This window comes from uncultured Nitrosomonas sp. (genome assembly GCF_902826915.1).
Taxonomy (GTDB): Bacteria; Pseudomonadota; Gammaproteobacteria; order Burkholderiales; family Nitrosomonadaceae; genus Nitrosomonas.
The window spans coordinates 1-14,438 of sequence record NZ_CADEGP010000070.1; the positions used below are offsets into that span (position 1 = coordinate 1).

The following is a 14,438-nucleotide window of genomic DNA, read 5'->3' on the forward strand; positions in this document are numbered from 1 at the left end:
GCGGGTGACATCAAACTCTGAAAAACTCATATCAATTAACTTAACAATATGATTCTAAACATTATTATATCATCATCCGCACCTGAAAATGACTCTAACCGTGCAAAGTTCTTAAAGTCATTTATCTCTATTCTTTACAAATCATATTTCATCAGTAAAAAAACCCCAGACAATATGATAGAAAATCAACACTATTACAGATGCGCGCAGTAAACCAAGCTACAGAAGAATCAATCAATTTATCGGAATATTCACACGTAGCGGATCTCAATCATTAAATCACCCTTGTTATTCCGAGAAAAATTCTCGCGCTTTATCCATCCATGATTTAGCGCGAGGACTGTGGCGAGGCCCATCTCTTAGACTGATTGATTCCAGCTCTTCCAATAATTCTTTTTGACGCGCGGTCAACTTAACCGGAGTTTCTACGGCAACATGACAAAGTAAATCCCCTTTATCATGGCTACGCACACCTTTTATCCCTTTACCGCGCAAACGAAAAATTTTACCCGTCTGAGTCTCTTCCGGCACCTTAATCTTAGCGTGCCCATCAAGTGTAGGCACTTCAATTTCTCCTCCTAATGCGGCCACTGTATAACTGATTGGTATTTCACAGTGCAAATTATCCCCATCACGACGAAAAACCGAATGCGCCGATAGGTGAACCACGACATAGAGATCACCCGATGGACCGCCATTCACACCAGCTTCCCCTTCCCCAGAAATACGGATGCGATCACCATCATCGACACCCAACGGGATTTTTACATTGAGTGTTTTCTGTTGTTTAATTCGTCCTACCCCATGACAAGATGCGCAAGGATTCGCTATTACTTTTCCGCTGCCATGACATTTAGGGCAAGTTTGCTGAATAGAAAAAAACCCCTGTTGCATTCTTACCTGTCCATGACCATTACAAGTAGAACAGGTTTTAGGCGAGCTTCCTGGCTTGGATCCACTGCCATGACAAATATCACAATTTTCCATGGTCGGAATGCGAATTTTCGTTTCAGTCCCGTGTGCAGCCTGCTCCAAAGTAATTTCCAGGTTATAGCGCAAATCGGAACCACGATGCATATTTGAGCGTGCGCTACGGCCACCAAAAATATCCCCGAAAATATCACTGAATGCATCACCGAAACCTTGTGCACCGCCTCCACCAGCCGCATTCGTATCAACACCTGCATGACCAAATTGATCATAAGCCGCACGTTTACTCGAGTCGGTCAATATTTCATAAGCTTCCTTGGCTTCTTTAAACATTTCTTCCGATTTAACATCGCCTGCATTCCGATCGGGATGATATTTCATTGCCAGCTTACGATAAGCTTTTTTTATTGTATTTTCGTCGGCATCCCGACTGACACCGAGAACATGATAGTAATCGCGCTTACTCATATTGATTTCCTGCCGCTGTAATTAATTTCGTGGAGTTTGAGTTTATACGATGTTTCTAATTTCGCATCAAATACTAAAGCGCAGAACACGCAGAAGAGATTCAAAATTCTCATCATGCGCTTCTGCGCCCAGTACGTATTAACAAGAATTATTTCTTGTTCTTAACTTCTTCAAATTCTGCGTCGACCACTTCGCCTTCGACAGGCTTTTCGCTATGGCTAGAGCTAGAGGAAGATTCTGATCCAGGCTGTGCTTGTGAATCCTGCTGATCTTTTTGTTGATACATCTTCTCAGCCAATTTATGCGCTGCTTCGGTCAAAGCCTGGGTTTTCGCATCAATTTCGTCTTTATTATCAGTCTTGAGCACATCTTCAGCATCTTTCAGTGCGGTCTCAATTTTGGCTTTCTCATCACTACTTAACTGATCACCATACTCTTTCAAGGATTTTTTAACAGAATGGATCATCGCATCACACTGATTACGGCTGGAAATCAACTCTAATGCTTTGTGATCTTCTTCAGCATGCGCTTCTGCATCTTTTACCATCCGATCAATTTCTTCATCCGATAATCCAGAACTTGCCTGAATTTTAATCTTGTTTTCTTTACCGGTCGCCTTATCTTTAGCAGAAACGTGCAAAATACCATTGGCATCAATATCAAACGTCACTTCAATCTGCGGCATACCTCGTGGCGATGATGGAATATCACTCAAATTAAATTGACCCAAGCTTTTATTGCCAGAAGCCATCTCACGTTCACCCTGTAACACATGAATCGTCACCGCGGTCTGATTATCTTCCGCAGTGGAGAATACCTGCTGCGCCTTAGTTGGAATAGTTGTGTTCTTCTGAATCAACTTGGTCATTACACCACCCAATGTTTCGATACCCAGCGATAAAGGTGTCACATCGAGCAACAAAACATCCTTCACATCCCCTTTCAACACACCACCTTGAATAGCCGCACCCACAGCTACCGCTTCATCAGGATTAACATCCTTGCGCGGTTCCTTGCCAAATATCTCCTTGACCTTATCTTGCACTTTTGGCATCCGCGTTTGTCCACCAACCAAGATCACATCGTCGATATCGGAAGCAGTCAGGCCAGCGTCTTTAATCGCCGTGCGACAAGGCCCAACGGTACGTTCTATCAAGTCTTCCACCAAGCTTTCCAATTTGGCACGGGTTATCTTAACGGCCAGATGTTTCGGCCCCGAGGCGTCGGCAGTAATATAGGGTAAATTGACTTCGGTTTGCTGGCTGGATGACAATTCGATTTTGGTTTTCTCTGCAGCATCTTTCAAACGTTGCAATGCCAGCATATCTTTCTTCAGATCAATACCACTTTCTTTCTTGAATTCATCCACCAGATATTCAATCACAAGCATGTCAAAATCTTCACCACCCAGGAATGTATCACCATTGGTTGCCAGCACTTCAAACTGATGTTCGCCTTCAACTTCGGCAATTTCAATAATGGAAATATCAAAAGTACCGCCACCCAAGTCATATACTGCGATCTTCCGATCACCTTCCTTCTTATCCAAACCAAATGCCAATGCCGCAGCTGTTGGCTCATTAATAATTCTCTTTACTTCCAAACCGGCAATTCTTCCCGCATCTTTCGTTGCCTGACGCTGTGAATCATTAAAATATGCAGGCACTGTGATCACCGCCTCGGTCACCTCTTCACCCAGATAATCTTCGGCAGTTTTTTTCATTTTCATCAACACTTGCGCGGACACCTCTGGAGGCGCAATCTTTTTACCACGCACTTCCACCCATGCATCATTGTTTTCGGCTTTGACAATGCTATATGGCACCATTTTGATATCCCGCTGAACCATATCTTCATCAAAACGTCGCCCAATAAGCCTCTTAACCGCAAATAAAGTATTTTTTGGATTGGTAATCGCCTGACGTTTAGCTGAAGCACCAACAAGCACTTCATTTTCTTCAGTATAGGCAACAATAGAAGGCGTTGTCCGCGTGCCTTCCGAGTTCTCTATAACTTTAGGCTTGCCATTTTCCATTACGGATACACAAGAGTTAGTAGTACCTAAATCGATACCGATAATTTTTGCCATATTTTAGATCCTTTTAAAGAGATTGTTCTGTCTGTCCATTGATTTAGAAATGGAGATGCCTGATAAAAATTCAAGAACCTTGCGCTTTCGAAACCGAAACAAGTGCAGGACGGATAATACGATCATGCAATTTGTAGCCTTTCTGCATGACTTGGACGACCGTATTGGGAGCCGAATCCGAATCAACGATACACATTGCCTGGTGCTGATGGGGATCGAACTTTTCTCCAGTCGGATCAATCACCTTAATGTTGAATTTTTCAAACACACTTATCAGCTGTTTTTGGGTTAATTCAATACCATTCTTGAAATTCTCTACACTAGCATTTTCAACTGTCAGCGCGGCTTCCAGGCTATCCATTACGCTCAACAATTCTGTAGAAAAATTCTCGATGGCATATTTATGTGCATTTGTGATATCACTTTGTGAACGCTTGCGAATATTTTCCGTTTCCGCTTTTGCACGCATCCAAGCATCATGATGCTCGGCCGATTTGATCTCGGCTTCTTTCAACAACTGTTCGAGACTGGGTTGTGGATCTTTAATTTCACCAGTTTGTATGGTTGCATCGCTGGTTATTCCAGGAACATTTATTTCTTCTTTTATATCAGCCGCATCAGCTTGATTACTTTCTGTGTTGTGTGTATTTTCTGGATTTTGCATCTTACCTCCAAATGAGTGTGAAGGCGATATTGGGATTACACAATGAAATTTCAAGCCTTAAACGGAATTTTTTACACTGCCAGCAAACTCGCCAGAAAAAATTCACCAGTTTGCTTCAAACTTCTATTCGAATAAAGAATTAATTCTTTATCCTTAAGGCCAAAATATTTGCCTTACCGATATAATTCTGGGGAGTTAATGTCAACAAACGCGCTTTCTCGGCTTCTGGAATACTCAAGGCGTTAATAAACTGATGCAATGTTTCCTGAGTAATTCCATTCTTACCCCGTGTTAAAGCTTTCAATTGCTCATAAGGATTAGCCACACCATAACGTCGCATTACAGTTTGAATCGGCTCCGCCAGAACCTCCCAGGTATTATTCAGATCAACCATTATCCCAGATGTATTAACTTCCAGTTTATTTAATCCTTTGATACAAGAATCATAAGCTAACAAGGTATGCCCTAATGCTACGCCCATATTGCGGAGTACTGTGGAATCGGTTAAGTCCCTTTGCCAGCGCGATATCGGCAATTTTTCGCTCAAGTGATGCAATAGCGCATTAGCAATGCCCAGATTACCCTCCGAATTCTCAAAATCGATCGGGTTGACTTTATGCGGCATCGTCGAAGATCCGATTTCATCTGCTTTGGTTTTTTGTTTAAAATAACCCAGCGAAATATATCCCCAAATATCGCGATTCAAATCCAGCAAGATTGTATTAATCCTTGCATACGCATCAAACAATTCTGCCATCGTGTCATGGGGCTCAATCTGGGTCGTGTAGGGATTAAATTCCAGCCCTAGCCTTTCAACAAACAATTGCGCAAATTTTTCCCAATCCAAATCCGGATAAGCGGATAAATGCGCATTGTAATTACCTACCGCGCCGTTAATCTTTCCTAGAATTGCGACAGATTCAAGTTGCTTTCTTCCACGTTGCAGGCGATAAACCGCATTGGCAATTTCTTTACCCAATGTTGTCGGCGTAGCGGGTTGTCCGTGAGTACGGGCCAACATTGGAATATCGGCGAATTGATGTGCCAACTCGATTAACCGATCAATAACCCTACCGAGCGCGGGCAACATAACATGCTGCAAACTGGTTTTGAGCATCAAGCCATGTGACAAGTTATTAATATCCTCAGAAGTGCAAGCAAAATGAATGAATTCACTGACTCTGGCCACCTCAACATTGTTGGCCAGCTTCTGCTTTAACCAATACTCGATCGCTTTTACATCATGATTGGTCGTCGCCTCAATAGTTTTAATCGCCTCGCCATCTGCCAGCGAAAAATTTTCCACTAAATCATCCAGCTCACGGTTAGTTTGGTCTGAGAAAATAGGCACTTCGACAATCCCAGCCTCGCTGCTCAATGCTTTAATCCATGCAATTTCAACATGCACACGAAAACGAATCAAAGCAAATTCGCTGAAATAGGATCGCAAAGCTTCAACTTTTTTATGGTAGCGGCCATCCAGTGGGGACAACGCTGTAATAACTGGTAAGTTCATGATGTTTTAAATTTCTTTGAAGCCGAAATTTTAGCATGTCTGCTTTGAACTAAAGATGATATTCAGACAATTCCAGCAAGTTCTCACTGGTAATACCCTGTCAATTCAAGGTGCGACAATTTGCCACAGCGACAATTTGTCACATTGTAATTTCATCAATATACAATAAAATTAATAAGCAATAGATATAGCCACCCTTGCCGCAAGGCAAGTTCGGAAAGCCTACAGATCTCCCCAAATGAGACGGCTGGGTTGCCTCCCGTGAGTGATGGGAGTCACTGGATCGAACAGTATAAAATCTATCGACTTCAGACCATCATTCGTCAATCAAATGCCGGAAGCTATTGTTCTCTAATTCAACACATAGCTGGCGGTGTATGTAGATTAGTAGTGCAACCGATTCAAATACTCAATTATTATTGGAGATTCCAGATGAAAAAACAACATGTTAAAAAAACAAGTATGTTTGTTTCAGCAGCGATCATTTCTATCGCCGCGCTGAATACCAATGTACATGCTGCTGATGCCGTAGGATTTAAAGCTTGGAACAGCGGTACTAATGTACTTAACTCGGGCGGTAGTATTTCCGCCACTGAGACCGGTCTGCAAAGTGCCTATTCAGATAATCCACTCTTGAATAATTCTGCCTGGGCGCATACCGGAGATTGGTATACCTTTCAGAACAACAGCCAGTCCGATGTTACCATAACTGTTACCGGAGATTCCGGTTTTGCTCCCGGCGTTACGGTTTGGGCTACTGGCGGTGCTGAATTCGATGGTGGAACCACCGGTTTTGGCAGCGAACTCAGTTCGGCAGGATTTGGCACACCGCATACCTTTAATGCAACTGGAGCCATGGGCGATGCAGGTACGTTATGGATGGCTAACGGCAACGGAGGCAACGCGCTCGAAACTCTAGGTTATGCGGTTTCCGGCCCTTCGCATACCGCTGGAACCGGATGGGGCGAAACCATTCTCACGGGCGCAAACGACGTGAGCTTGACAAGTACTTTTGAAAACGGCGTCGGTGGCAGCACTGGAGCTAATTCTGCATCGCTTGTATTCGATGATTTAGCACCAGGCTGGTATGCGATGTACATCGGCGGCACTAACAATGCCACTGCAGGCGGGGCATTTGGTTTGACTGTTGACTCGACTGTTAGTCCAATACCTGAACCAGAAACTTACGCTATGTTGCTGGCAGGCTTGGGTCTCGTTGCCTGGCGCCTGAAAAGCCGGGAAAAAACATTGGATAATAGTGTTCCAGCTTAAATAAATAGTAGTGAAGCCATAGCAAAAACGGAGCGCTTTACCGAATCGCTCCGTTTTTACCGGGAAGAATAAATTTTACCTGGGCACAAAATAATTCACGCAAGATTGATGTGAATTATGCTTAATCAATAAGTTGTCAGCACGTACTCAATGAAACGCACAAGCGCCCTGAAGTTCCTTGATGTACATGCCTAGCAAAGGAATGCGATCATGCTAAATAATATAAAAAAAATTATAAGCACACTCATCAAGATAGGTTTTCTCACTTTTTTTACGGGTTCACTCGTTCAGGCTGACGGTTTCGGCCCTATTCCCATGACTTTAAAAGGAGCGCCGGTTCCCAATGTGCCCGGCTTAGTGGGTGGCGCTGACCCTATCATCATCAACAAAAATAAAGCATTAATACTTGGCAAAGCCTTATTCTGGGATATTAATGTCGGAAGCGATGGTATCGCGTGCGCCAGCTGCCATTTTCATGCAGGCGCAGATCGACGCACTAAAAATCAAATAGCGCCGATTGGTAGAAATAGTGATTTGCCGCGGGAATTTGAACTTGCAAGCGATGGAACCCTGCGTGGGCCCAATGCAATCCTGAAAAGAAGCGACTTTCCTTTTTTCCAAACCGATAATCCGCTTAACCCCACCGGCACCCCTATCCATAACAACGATGATGTGGTTTCTTCCTCGGGAACTTTTGGCGGCGAATACCGAGATGCCAAATCGATTGCAGCGACAAATGATCAATGTAATCGCAGTTCCGATCCAGTTTTTCATGTCGGCGCAAAAGGTACCCGTAAGGTTGAGCCACGAAATACACCCACCGTCATTAATGCCGTTTTCAATTTTCGTAACTTCTGGGACGGTCGCGCCAACAATATTTTTAACGGCAGCAGTCCCTGGGGAGATCGTGATCCCGACGCCGGCGTCTGGGTTAGAAATGGTGATGGCACTGTTGCCAAAGAGCGTTTGAGGCTCACCAACTCCGCGCTGGCTTCCCTAGCTGTCTCCCCTCCCTTGGATGACTTCGAAATGAGTTGTCATGGACGCACCTTTGCTGATCTGGGTCGTAAACTATTAGAGCGTAAGCCACTCGAACATCAGCGTGTGCACTGGAATGATAGTGTACTGGGTGGATTGGCGCACAGCACACCCAATAATTTGCAGAAAGGGTTAAATACAAACTACTACCAATTGATCATGGAAGCATTCAATCCCAAATATTGGGATTATAACCCTACTGGCCAATTTGGCGCTCCGCCGCCTAGCTCTGCAACGCATGGTATACCTTATAGCCAGGTAGAAGCTAATTTTGCCATGTTCTTTGCGCTTGCGATCCAAATGTATCAATCGACCTTGATATCCGATGATTCCCCCTTTGATCGCAGCGCTGTGGATGCGCATGGCATGCCCATCGATTTAAATGCATCGGCACAGCGTGGAATGGATATTTTCCGTGATTCGCACTGCGCGCTGTGCCATATTGGCCCTAACTTCACATCATCAGCTGTGGTAACCAATGGCATTTTGCAAAAATCAAACCCGCATGCTTTCGGCAATCCTGCTTTCCGCGTCAGCACGACAACTGTAGTGACCAGTTTATCTTTAACCGGTGGCATGATGTTTCAAGATACTGGTTTTTCCGGCACTGGTGTCACTCCAGTAAGAAATGATATTGGTTTGGGTGGAACTGACCCCTTCGGCAATCCATTTTCATTCTCTGATCAATACTTACAGCTTCTGGCAGGCAACGCATCCGGAGTCGTAGATCCCTATGTTGCAGACGTAAGGCCTTGTGATCTGGATACGTCAATTGCTGTCGAAAGTGACAATCCACACGCTTTACTTTTCACACGCGTGGATGGGATTCAAAGACAAAAACAAAATACTATCAACTGTTTTAATCCGGCGGGCATATTTGTACCAACGACTAATGCCGCATTGGCAGAATTGGGCAAACCTAATAGAAAGCGATTCTTGAGCGCAGCCAAAGGCTCATACAAAATCCCCAGTCTAAGGAACATTGATTTGACCGGCCCTTACATGCATAACGGTGGCATGGCAACATTGGATGAAGTATTGGAGTTTTATACACGAGGCGGTAATTTTGCAACACCACCGAAAGAGTTTGCCAAAATTTTCGCGCTGGTTGATTTACGACTCACACCGCAAAAACGCAAAGATCTGCTCAATTTTCTAAAAAGTTTGACGGATGATCGCGTGCGCTATGAGAGAGCGCCCTTTGACCATCCGGAAATACGGGTACCGCACGGTCATGTTGGAGACAACTCATCAATCACCAAGTCCAGCCCCATGAATACGGCGCTTGCAGCCGATCAGTTTCTGTTCATTCCGGCTGTCGGCGCTGAGGGAAGAGCAAAACCATTGCAGCCATTTGACCGCTTCTTGCAATAACAGTATGAAAAACGAAAATGGTTAAGGTAACTTAAAAAACTTATCATGAATGCGTCGTGTGGTGCGCCAGACCAGCCACACGACGACAGGAATCATCAATCCGGTCACGAGCTCAGGCTGTATCGGTAAATTAGCCGCTTTGCCTGCCTTAGCCAGATACAACAGCAAACTGATGACATAATATGAAATCGCCGCGATCGATAGCCCTTCCACTGTGCTTTGTAAGCGCAATTGTAATTCCTGACCACGGGTAAGTTTTTCCAATAACTGTTGATTCTGGGTTTCTGTCTGGATATCAACGCGCGTGCGCAACAAAGCGCTGGCTCGTGATACACGCGCGGAAAGATAGCTCATGCGTTGTGCGGTCGCATCCACAGTTGCTATCGCCGGAGAAAGTCGCCGCTGCATGAATTCCCCAATGGTTGGCGTGCTGGGTATAGCCTGCTCTCTAAGTTCTCTAATACGCTGTGCCACCAGCTTGTTATAAGCTTGTGTCGCTGCAAAACGATAGCCATGCTCAACCGTAGCGCGCTCAATGCGCGCAGCTAAATAGATCAATGTATCGAGCAATTCCTGATCAGAGCTTACTTTATTTTCAAGCTGCGCCGTGATATCAGATAATTGCTGCTCAGCAAGTGTTAATTCAGGAATAAGTCGCTTGGCAAACGGCAATCCTTTCAACGCCATTAACCGATACGTTTCAATTTCCAGCAGACGCTGCGCAACACGCCCAGCGCGTGTCTCGGATACATCTGCCGACATAATCACCAACATGCGTTCAAAACCGCTTGAACGCAACATAAAATCCGTGACTGCAAGCGAGTGTCCATCTCTTCCCATCAGTGACGCTACCACACGATTATCGCCAAACCAGTTGCGTGCTTGCTCAAGCGTTTTTTCCGCTTGACTTATTTCACCCTCCATCATCGCCAACTCGATAGCCGCAAAGGTTCTTCCAGGAATTCCGGCCAACCATCCTTGCGGTAACGCAATATAAAACAGTAACTCGGGATCTGCTGCACCTAATTGCACAGTTTCAGGCAAGTGCTGCAATAATGAATAGCGTGTAAACTCCGAGTGGCGCTCCCATCTCACAACATAATCCTGCAGATACAACTGTAAAAAATTGTTTTGCAATTGTTCAGGCATCAAAGCCTGTTGTCCAGGAAGACGGCGCAAATGCTCGCATTCTTGTTCGCGCGTAATGCCCGCATTGATTACAACAACGTTGATCACCAATGCGGGCAACTGGATACGCTGACTCGGACGGGCATGCACTTCATTGTGCAGCAACTCACGTTGCGGGTCGTTGCCGGGCAACAAATTGGATAAATATGTATTGATTTCTGGACCCATAGCTGCGAGAAGCGTCGAATTTTATTGGAAAGCCTGAATGTACCAAGGATCCAGCACAAGGTCAAAAATACAGAAAAACAGCGGCTCTTAGTCTACAATTGTCATTTACGACTGTCGATAATTGGCAGCACAATCTTCTAGGATTCACGTGTTCCAGTTAACAAATACACATGACAAAAATTAATCACAGCACGCTCGTAGCCACATCATCTCTGCAACAGCGAAGCCTTGACACCGTATGGCATCCATGCACGCAAATGAAGCAACACGAAACTTGTCCGCTCGTTCCAGTGGTCAGCGGAAAAGGCGCATGGCTTCATGATGCGGACGGCAATCACTATTTGGACGCAATCAGTTCCTGGTGGGTCAATCTCTTTGGTCACAGCAATTCTTATATCAATGCGGCAATTCGTGATCAACTCGAGAAAATAGAACATGTCATGCTGGCAGGTTTTACCCATGAGCCGGTTGTGACGCTATCGGAGCGACTGAAAAACATGGCACCCGGCTCACTCGGACATTGTTTCTACGCCAGTGACGGCGCTTCAGCAATTGAGATCGCATTGAAAATGAGCTTTCACTACTGGCTTTTGCGCGGACAACCGCAGAAAAGCCAGTTTATCAGTCTGCAAAATGATTATCACGGTGAAACATTGGGCGCACTATCGGTTACCGATGTGGCCATTTTCAAGCAAATGTATGCGCCATTGCTGCGCCAGTGCGCGCATGTCCCGACCCCTGATTGGCGCTACGCTGAACCTGGCGAATCTGCGCAAGATTACGCCATTCGCATTGCCGCCGTGCTCGAGCAGCATGTAGCGGAAAACCACGAGCAGATCGCCGCACTCATTCTTGAGCCACTGGTACAAGGCGCAACCGGCATGGGTATGTACCATCCGATTTATTTGCAACGCGCCAGGGAAATATGTAATCAATACCAAATACACTTGATTGCCGATGAAATTGCGGTCGGTTTTGGTCGAACAGGAACCCTATTTGCTTGCAACCAGGCTGATATTACTCCGGATTTCTTATGTTTATCAAAAGGTTTGAGCGGCGGTTATCTGCCGCTCTCGGTCGTTATGGCTACCGATACGGTTTTCCAGGCTTTTTATGATGACAAAATAGCGCGTGCATTTTTACATTCACATTCGCATACCGGCAATGCGTTAGCCTGTCGCGCAGCGCTAGCCACGCTGGATATTTTTGAACAAGATCAGGTCATTGATACCAACAAAATCAAAGCGGCGTATCTGAATAAAATTGCGGCACCGATCACAGCTCATTCTAAAGTCACAAACTTCCGCAATTGCGGCATGATTTGGGCTTTTGAAGTTGAAACAAAAGATGCGGATTTTGCTGCAACGTGCTTCCAGGCCGGGCTGAAACAACAACTACTGCTACGCCCATTGGGTACAACCATTTATTTCATGCCACCTTACATCATTAATGAACAGGAAATGGATTTGCTGGTCAATGGTACGCTGCAAATATTGGATTCACTATAATTCACTGATAAAAACTTATCATGCAACTGACTTTTTTAGGCGCAGCCGGTGAAGTAACCGGCTCCAGCTATCTCGTTGAAACTGGGAACGTAAAGTTCCTGATTGATTGCGGTATGTTTCAGGGTGGATGCGAGGCGGATAAAAAGAATCGCACCGCCTTTAAATTCGATCCTAAAACAATTGATTTTGTATTGCTAACTCATGCCCATATCGATCATTCCGGATTATTACCACGGCTGAGCGCATGGGGCTTTCGAGGCCCGGTATACTGTACTGCAGCAACTGCGGATTTACTCCAAGTCATGCTCAAGGATAGCGCCTACATTCAGGAAAAGGAAATAGAATGGCGCAACAAATCGCGCCGCCACAGTCGATTTACGCAAGACCTCGCCCCACTTTATACGGTTACCCAAGCAGAAGCCCTACTGAAGCAATTGCATTGCATCGATTACAATACCGAAATCAACCCTCACCCTGCAATACGTTGCTGCTTTCGCGATGCCGGACATATTCTCGGCTCTTCCATCATCGAAGTTTGGATAAAACAACAGGCTGGACACAAGAAAATTGTATTTTCCGGCGATCTTGGAAAACCCGGTCATCCAGTTGTTCGGGACCCTACAATTATTCAACAAACCGATGTCCTGTTAATTGAATCCACGTATGGCAACCGACTGCATCGCAACATGACCGATACCCTTGATGAATTAGTACATGCTGTTAACAATACTCTGATTCATAAAGGCGGCAACGTCATCATCCCAGCATTCACGGTTGGACGTACTCAGGATATTCTGTTTCTGCTGGTTGATCTCTATCGGCAAGGTAAGCTCGGAGAAATGGAAATTTATGTGGATTCGCCCATGGCACGTGCAGCCACTGAAATCACGCTAAAACATCTTTCCTTACTCGACAAGGAATCCACCAATGCATTGCAATGGATGAGCGGCAATGCACAAAAACCCCGAATTCATTTTGTGCACGATATTGAAGAATCGATGCAGCTTAACCACATGAAACACGGTATCATCATCATTTCAGCCAGTGGCATGTGTGATGCCGGACGTATCAAGCACCACCTGAAATACAATCTGGGTCGGCCTGAATGCAGCATATTGATTACCGGGTTCCAAGCTGCAAGAACCCTAGGCAGGCGCCTTGTGGATGGCGCCAAGCAAGTTAAAATTTTTGGCCAGGAGGTTCGTGTAAGAGCCGCCATCTATACCATAGGAGGCCTCTCGGCACACGCCGATCAAGCTGACTTACTCAATTGGCTCGGTCACTTCCAGAAAATGCCCGAAAAAATTTATGTCGTACATGGCGAACTGAGTAATTCCACCATCCTGGTAACAGCAATTCAACAGAAATTCAACTGGACGGCCAGTATTCCGGAGCATTTGTCGGTGGTTACACTTTAGATATGAGAGTTATCGATGCTGTCAATTTTCTGGTTGTGCCACAGCAAAATCCTACTATTTTTCTGAACAACAAAGCAATGGCTTTAGTAACCAAGAACAACTTATTTCTACTCTCAGGCTGTAGGCAGAAAAACCATTGCTCCTAATCTATTGATCAACATAATACGAGCAGCAGAAGCGGCTGGATCAATGCGAATAAACACCATCGGAAGCATTACCTGAAGAATCATTAATTCGGACGAAAAAGAATTCATCTCAAACCTAAACTAACAGACGCCTAAAAAACGAATAACTATCTGATCAGGTCTGAGTTAGTATAAATAATCCAAGCATAGATCACCTATTTTACCTAATAATTAAGTATATTACTTATGGCTCTAGACTAGCAGAGTTAATATATCTGATGATTTGCCACAGTGCACTAGCAAGTTCATTAGGTTGTTTTTTTCAACGCCATTCAGATTCTTTTAAATGCAACTCAAAGTTAACTGACACGCCGTTAAACTTTGCAAGCCGCCGCTTGGTAAAACTCCAAAACGATTCGATACCGTTTATATGGCAATGCCCATCCCGAGCAAATTCATTATCACCATGGGATACACGAAAATGCTTAGAGTATCCTACATCTACCAAACCATTATAACCACGCCAGCCATCACTATAAATAACGCTTTCAATTGATACTTTACCCAGTATTACCGCCTGTAAGGTCAAGCGTTTACAGTCTGGTACTATTTCGGTGTATACCCTCTCATCTCGCTCAAACACACCAAATACAGGCTGTTTTAATGTCCCGCAACTGCGT

At 44.8% G+C, this 14,438-nt stretch carries 9 protein-coding genes, 1 pseudogene and 1 riboswitch; of the genes and pseudogenes, 4 read left to right on the forward strand and 6 right to left on the reverse strand.

The genetic code is table 11. The features are described from left to right. Positions 1-288 precede the first annotated feature (288 nt). From dnaJ to purB, 4 genes are all read right to left on the reverse strand, one after another. Entirely contained in the window at positions 289-1,398 is a 1,110-nt protein-coding gene (gene dnaJ, locus QZV86_RS11400) for a molecular chaperone DnaJ (RefSeq protein ID WP_295628070.1), read from the reverse strand. A gap of 148 nt (positions 1,399-1,546) precedes the next feature. Then, positions 1,547-3,487 carry a molecular chaperone DnaK gene (gene dnaK, locus QZV86_RS11405; protein ID WP_295628073.1) on the reverse strand — a complete coding sequence of 647 codons (1,941 nt, stop codon included), beginning with the start codon at positions 3,485-3,487 and terminating at the stop codon, positions 1,547-1,549. Positions 3,488-3,557: 70 nt separating this feature from the next. Then, positions 3,558-4,151 (reverse strand): nucleotide exchange factor GrpE, encoded by a 594-nt coding sequence (grpE, locus tag QZV86_RS11410; protein WP_295628076.1) that lies wholly within the window; start codon positions 4,149-4,151, stop codon positions 3,558-3,560. A 139-nt stretch (positions 4,152-4,290) separates the two neighbouring features. Beyond that, on the reverse strand, positions 4,291-5,667 hold the full coding sequence (purB, locus tag QZV86_RS11415) for an adenylosuccinate lyase (RefSeq protein ID WP_295628079.1): 1,377 nt from the start codon (positions 5,665-5,667) through the stop codon (positions 4,291-4,293). Positions 5,668-5,847: 180 nt separating this feature from the next. After that, positions 5,848-5,927: riboswitch (cyclic di-GMP riboswitch) on the forward strand. Between the two features lie 172 nt (positions 5,928-6,099). On the opposite strand from purB, the gene QZV86_RS11420 reads away from it, so the two are divergent. Next, the gene (locus QZV86_RS11420; RefSeq protein ID WP_295628082.1) at positions 6,100-6,939 is read left to right on the forward strand and encodes an FxDxF family PEP-CTERM protein; all 840 of its coding nucleotides are present in this window, start codon (positions 6,100-6,102) and stop codon (positions 6,937-6,939) included. 210 nt (positions 6,940-7,149) lie between these two features. Next, complete coding sequence (locus QZV86_RS11425; RefSeq protein WP_295628085.1) at positions 7,150-9,351, forward strand: cytochrome c peroxidase; 2,202 nt, start codon at positions 7,150-7,152, stop codon at positions 9,349-9,351. A gap of 21 nt (positions 9,352-9,372) precedes the next feature. On the opposite strand, the gene QZV86_RS11430 is transcribed toward QZV86_RS11425, so the two are convergent. After that, a complete protein-coding gene (locus QZV86_RS11430; protein ID WP_295628088.1) occupies positions 9,373-10,707 on the reverse strand; it encodes a DUF3422 family protein in 1,335 nt (444 codons plus the stop codon). A 170-nt stretch (positions 10,708-10,877) separates the two neighbouring features. Here QZV86_RS11430 and QZV86_RS11435 point away from each other — a divergent pair, with 170 nt between their 5' ends. Continuing rightward, the gene (locus QZV86_RS11435; RefSeq protein ID WP_295628091.1) at positions 10,878-12,215 is read left to right on the forward strand and encodes an adenosylmethionine--8-amino-7-oxononanoate transaminase; all 1,338 of its coding nucleotides are present in this window, start codon (positions 10,878-10,880) and stop codon (positions 12,213-12,215) included. Positions 12,216-12,235: 20 nt separating this feature from the next. Further along, positions 12,236-13,633, forward strand: coding sequence for an MBL fold metallo-hydrolase (locus QZV86_RS11440; protein WP_295628095.1), 1,398 nt, complete (start codon positions 12,236-12,238; stop codon positions 13,631-13,633). Between the two features lie 450 nt (positions 13,634-14,083). Here QZV86_RS11440 and QZV86_RS11445 read toward each other — a convergent pair. After that, positions 14,084-14,438 (reverse strand): annotated as a pseudogene (locus tag QZV86_RS11445) (IS1595 family transposase); the annotation flags it as partial.

Bases quoted from the DNA above. Each gene is read 5' to 3' on its own strand.
- dnaJ (WP_295628070.1), bottom strand. From the start codon at position 1,398: ATGAGTAAGCGCGATTACTATCATGTTCTCGGTGTCAGTCGGGATGCC.
- dnaK (WP_295628073.1), bottom strand. From the start codon at position 3,487: ATGGCAAAAATTATCGGTATCGATTTAGGTACTACTAACTCTTGTGTA.
- grpE (WP_295628076.1), bottom strand. From the start codon at position 4,151: ATGCAAAATCCAGAAAATACACACAACACAGAAAGTAATCAAGCTGAT.
- purB (WP_295628079.1), bottom strand. From the start codon at position 5,667: ATGAACTTACCAGTTATTACAGCGTTGTCCCCACTGGATGGCCGCTAC.
- QZV86_RS11420 (WP_295628082.1), top strand. From the start codon at position 6,100: ATGAAAAAACAACATGTTAAAAAAACAAGTATGTTTGTTTCAGCAGCG.
- QZV86_RS11425 (WP_295628085.1), top strand. From the start codon at position 7,150: ATGCTAAATAATATAAAAAAAATTATAAGCACACTCATCAAGATAGGT.
- QZV86_RS11430 (WP_295628088.1), bottom strand. From the start codon at position 10,707: ATGGGTCCAGAAATCAATACATATTTATCCAATTTGTTGCCCGGCAAC.
- QZV86_RS11435 (WP_295628091.1), top strand. From the start codon at position 10,878: ATGACAAAAATTAATCACAGCACGCTCGTAGCCACATCATCTCTGCAA.
- QZV86_RS11440 (WP_295628095.1), top strand. From the start codon at position 12,236: ATGCAACTGACTTTTTTAGGCGCAGCCGGTGAAGTAACCGGCTCCAGC.